The organism is Microbacterium sp. SA39 (genome assembly GCF_000967865.1).
Classification (GTDB): domain Bacteria; phylum Actinomycetota; class Actinomycetes; order Actinomycetales; family Microbacteriaceae; genus Microbacterium.
The window spans coordinates 1-5,482 of the sequence record NZ_JXRU01000009.1; the positions used below are offsets into that span (position 1 = coordinate 1).

At 54.4% G+C, this 5,482-nt stretch carries 3 rRNA genes; all 3 read right to left on the reverse strand.

Annotation, left to right across the window (positions count from 1 at the left end):
* Positions 1-62 (reverse strand): 5S ribosomal RNA (gene rrf / locus RS85_RS00060); the annotation flags it as partial.
* A gap of 108 nt (positions 63-170) precedes the next feature.
* A 23S ribosomal RNA gene (locus RS85_RS00065) occupies positions 171-3,274 on the reverse strand.
* Between the two features lie 424 nt (positions 3,275-3,698).
* Positions 3,699-5,221 (reverse strand): 16S ribosomal RNA (locus tag RS85_RS00070).
* Positions 5,222-5,482: the final 261 nt, after the last annotated feature.

The following is a 5,482-nucleotide window of genomic DNA, read 5'->3' on the forward strand; positions in this document are numbered from 1 at the left end:
TGAGGCTTAGCTTCCGGGTTCGGAATGTAACCGGGCGTTTCCCTCACGCTATGGCCGCCGAAACACTATTGATGTTTCAATCAAACACATAACAAAGTCATTGTTGTCATGCGGTTCTCGACCGTACATCGAGAACCACTCAGTGGACGCGTAGCACCAACAAACGGTGTGTTATCAAGTCATCGGCTTATTAGTACCAGTCAGCTGCATGCATTGCTGCACTTCCACATCTGGCCTATCAACCCAGTAGTCTGGCTGGGAGCCTCTCACCCGAAGGTATGGAAATCTCATCTTGAGGCCGGCTTCCCGCTTAGATGCTTTCAGCGGTTATCCATCCCGAACGTAGCTAATCAGCGGTGCTCCTGGCGGAACAACTGACACACCAGAGGTTCGTCCAACCCGGTCCTCTCGTACTAGGGTCAGATCCTCTCAAATTTCCTACGCGCGCAGCGGATAGGGACCGAACTGTCTCACGACGTTCTAAACCCAGCTCGCGTACCGCTTTAATGGGCGAACAGCCCAACCCTTGGGACCTACTCCAGCCCCAGGATGCGACGAGCCGACATCGAGGTGCCAAACCATGCCGTCGATATGGACTCTTGGGCAAGATCAGCCTGTTATCCCCGAGGTACCTTTTATCCGTTGAGCGACAGCGCTTCCACAAGCCACTGCCGGATCACTAGTCCCGACTTTCGTCCCTGCTCGACCTGTCAGTCTCACAGTCAAGCTCCCTTGTGCACTTACACTCGACACCTGATTACCAACCAGGTTGAGGGAACCTTTGGGCGCCTCCGTTACTTTTTGGGAGGCAACCGCCCCAGTTAAACTACCCACCAGGCACTGTCCCTGAACCGGATTACGGTTCGAAGTTAGATATCCAGAGTGACCAGAGTGGTATTTCAACAATGACTCCACACGAACTGGCGTCCATGCTTCACAGTCTCCCACCTATCCTACACAAGCCACACCGAACACCAATACCAAGCTGTAGTAAAGGTCACGGGGTCTTTCCGTCCTGCTGCGCGTAACGAGCATCTTTACTCGTAATGCAATTTCGCCGAGTTCGCGGTTGAGACAGTTGGGAAGTCGTTACGCCATTCGTGCAGGTCGGAACTTACCCGACAAGGAATTTCGCTACCTTAGGATGGTTATAGTTACCACCGCCGTTTACTGGGGCTTAAATTCTCAGCTTCGCCTTGCGGCTAACCGGTCCTCTTAACCTTCCAGCACCGGGCAGGCGTCAGTCCGTATACATCGTCTTGCGACTTGGCACGGACCTGTGTTTTTAGTAAACAGTCGCTACCCACTAGTCTCTGCGGCCACCACACCCTTTTCGGAGCAAGTCCGTATAAGTGGATGGCCCCCCTTCTCCCGAAGTTACGGGGGCATTTTGCCGAGTTCCTTAACCACGATTCTCTCGATCTCCTTGGTATTCTCTACCTGACCACCTGAGTCGGTTTGGGGTACGGGCGGCTTGAACCTCGCGTCGATGCTTTTCTTGGCAGCATAGGATCACCCACTTTTCATTCGCATCGTGTCTCAGCCTCTGTGAATCGCGGATTTGCCTACGACTCGGCCTACGCACTTGCACCCGGACAACCATCGCCGGGCTGGGCTACCTTCCTGCGTCACACCTGTTAATACGCTAACCGCACCAGAATGGGGTCGTGCGCTAGGCCCAGAGCGTCACCCCGAAGGGATCAGTCACTGGGATTCAGACACTTAGCACTACTGGATTAGCTTGGGCGGTTCTTCGCCGGTACGGGAATATCAACCCGTTGTCCATCGACTACGCCTGTCGGCCTCGCCTTAGGTCCCGACTTACCCAGGGAAGATTAGCTTGACCCTGGAACCCTTGGTCTTTCGGAGGACGTGTTTCTCACACGTCATTCGCTACTCATGCCTGCATTCTCACTCGTGTAGCCTCCACGGCTGGTTCACACCGCCGCTTCGCTGGCCACACGACGCTCTCCTACCCATCAACACGGCTGGACCACGAAGGCCTACCAATAATGTCAATGCCACAACTTCGGTGGCGTGCTTGAGCCCCGTTACATTGTCGGCGCGGAATCACTTGACCAGTGAGCTATTACGCACTCTTTCAAGGGTGGCTGCTTCTAAGCCAACCTCCTGGTTGTCAAGGCAACTCCACATCCTTTCCCACTTAGCACGCGCTTTGGGACCTTAGTTGGTGGTCTGGGTTGTTTCCCTCTCGACTATGAAGCTTATCCCCCACAGTCTCACTGCTGCGCTCTCACTTACCGGCATTCGGAGTTTGGCTGACGTCAGTAACCTTGTAGGGCCCATCGGCCATCCAGTAGCTCTACCTCCGGCAAGAAACACGCAACGCTGCACCTAAATGCATTTCGGAGAGAACCAGCTATCACGAAGTTTGATTGGCCTTTCACCCCTATCCACAGCTCATCCCCTCAGTTTTCAACCTAAGTGGGTTCGGTCCTCCACGACGTCTTACCGTCGCTTCAACCTGGCCATGGATAGATCACTTCGCTTCGGGTCTAGGACATGCGACTGAATCGCCCTATTCAGACTCGCTTTCGCTACGGCTACCCCACACGGGTTAACCTCGCCACATATCGCTAACTCGCAGGCTCATTCTTCAAAAGGCACGCTGTCACCCCTACTAAGGAGGCTCCAACGGTTTGTAAGCAAACGGTTTCAGGTACTATTTCACTCCCCTCCCGGGGTACTTTTCACCTTTCCCTCACGGTACTTGTCCGCTATCGGTCATCTGGGAGTATTTAGGCTTATCAGGTGGTCCTGACAGATTCACACGGGATTTCACGGGCCCCGTGCTACTTGGGATACTCTTCGCGCCAAGAGAAGCATTTCGACTACGGGGTTGTCACCCTCTATGACCGGCCTTTCAAGACCGTTCGTCTATACCTTCTTGTAACGCCGCCATCTCGGCAGAGATGACTGAAAAGTCCCACAACCCCCAACGTGCAACGCCTGCCGGCTATCACACACGCTAGGTTTAGCCTGTTCCGGTTTCGCTCGCCACTACTAACGGAATCGCGGTTGCTTTCTCTTCCTGTGGGTACTGAGATGTTTCACTTCCCCACGTTCCCTCTACCCGCCCTATATATTCAGGCGGGAGTCACTAGGTCGGCACGCCGCCCAGCGGGGTTTCCCCATTCGGACACCCTCGGATCAAAACTTGCTTATCAGTTCCCCGAGGCTTATCGCAGATTGCTACGTCCTTCTTCGGCTCCAGATGCCAAGGCATTCACCGTTTGCTCTTAAAGACTTGATAAATCACATGAGTTTGAATCAGAATCGACACCAAACCCCGAAAGGCTTGGATTTGAAATTGACTAATGATCTTTAAGATCATCTTGTGCAACACCCCGAAGGATGTTGCAAGATGCTCGCGTCCACTGTGTAGTTCTCAAAGTACGGGCGGTACCCCTTGACGCCACCCCAACCGGGGAAACGACAAAAGGTCCAGAGGTACAGACTCGGATCCGAAGACCCGCATCCGGTCCCTCAGGACCCAACAGCGTGCAGACACCCACCCCCGACCCCAGAACCTTCCAACCGCTCCGAAGAACGACGTACTAGCTCCAAGATCAGATCTCGATGTCATGTCAAATGTTCCACCCATGAGCTCCCAGCGAAGAACGAACGCCTTCGATCTGGGTTCTGGACACCTACAAGAGGCGTCAGATGCTCCTTAGAAAGGAGGTGATCCAGCCGCACCTTCCGGTACGGCTACCTTGTTACGACTTAGTCCTAATTACCGATCCCACCTTCGACGGCTCCCTCCAAAAAGGTTAGGCCACCGGCTTCAGGTGTTACCGACTTTCATGACTTGACGGGCGGTGTGTACAAGACCCGGGAACGTATTCACCGCAGCGTTGCTGATCTGCGATTACTAGCGACTCCGACTTCATGAGGTCGAGTTGCAGACCTCAATCCGAACTGGGACCGGCTTTTTGGGATTCGCTCCACCTCGCGGTATTGCAGCCCTTTGTACCGGCCATTGTAGCATGCGTGAAGCCCAAGACATAAGGGGCATGATGATTTGACGTCATCCCCACCTTCCTCCGAGTTGACCCCGGCAGTATCCCATGAGTTCCCACCATTACGTGCTGGCAACATAGAACGAGGGTTGCGCTCGTTGCGGGACTTAACCCAACATCTCACGACACGAGCTGACGACAACCATGCACCACCTGTTTACGAGTGTCCAAAGAGTTGACCATTTCTGGCCCGTTCTCGTATATGTCAAGCCTTGGTAAGGTTCTTCGCGTTGCATCGAATTAATCCGCATGCTCCGCCGCTTGTGCGGGTCCCCGTCAATTCCTTTGAGTTTTAGCCTTGCGGCCGTACTCCCCAGGCGGGGAACTTAATGCGTTAGCTGCGTCACGGAATCCGTGGAATGGACCCCACAACTAGTTCCCAACGTTTACGGGGTGGACTACCAGGGTATCTAAGCCTGTTTGCTCCCCACCCTTTCGCTCCTCAGCGTCAGTTACGGCCCAGAGATCTGCCTTCGCCATCGGTGTTCCTCCTGATATCTGCGCATTCCACCGCTACACCAGGAATTCCAATCTCCCCTACCGCACTCTAGTCTGCCCGTACCCACTGCAGGCCGGAGGTTGAGCCTCCGGATTTCACAGCAGACGCGACAAACCGCCTACGAGCTCTTTACGCCCAATAATTCCGGATAACGCTTGCGCCCTACGTATTACCGCGGCTGCTGGCACGTAGTTAGCCGGCGCTTTTTCTGCAGGTACCGTCACTTTCGCTTCTTCCCTGCTAAAAGAGGTTTACAACCCGAAGGCCGTCATCCCTCACGCGGCGTTGCTGCATCAGGCTTGCGCCCATTGTGCAATATTCCCCACTGCTGCCTCCCGTAGGAGTCTGGGCCGTGTCTCAGTCCCAGTGTGGCCGGTCACCCTCTCAGGCCGGCTACCCGTCGACGCCTTGGTGAGCCATTACCTCACCAACAAGCTGATAGGCCGCGAGCCCATCCCCAACCGAAAAATCTTTCCAACCACAGACCATGCGATCGTGGTACATATCCAGTATTAGACGCCGTTTCCAGCGCTTATCCCAGAGTCAGGGGCAGGTTGCTCACGTGTTACTCACCCGTTCGCCACTGATCCACCCAGCAAGCTGGGCTTCACCGTTCGACTTGCATGTGTTAAGCACGCCGCCAGCGTTCATCCTGAGCCAGGATCAAACTCTCCGTAAAAAAGAAATGCATACGACACCGGGAAAACGATGACGCAGCGAGTTTGATGCTGACCAAAGAGACAAATCATTGCTGACTTCATCCGAATGCCAACCCCACAAGGAGGTTGGTCTTTGATCCAAAGGAATTCTCACCCCCACGAGACGTGGAGACGAGGATAATTTGGCATTTGACAAGTGCACGCTGTTGAGTTCTCAAGGATCGGATGCTCCCACGACCCAGCCATCACAGCCAGGCCCGAAGGGCAACTTCTCTATCTTA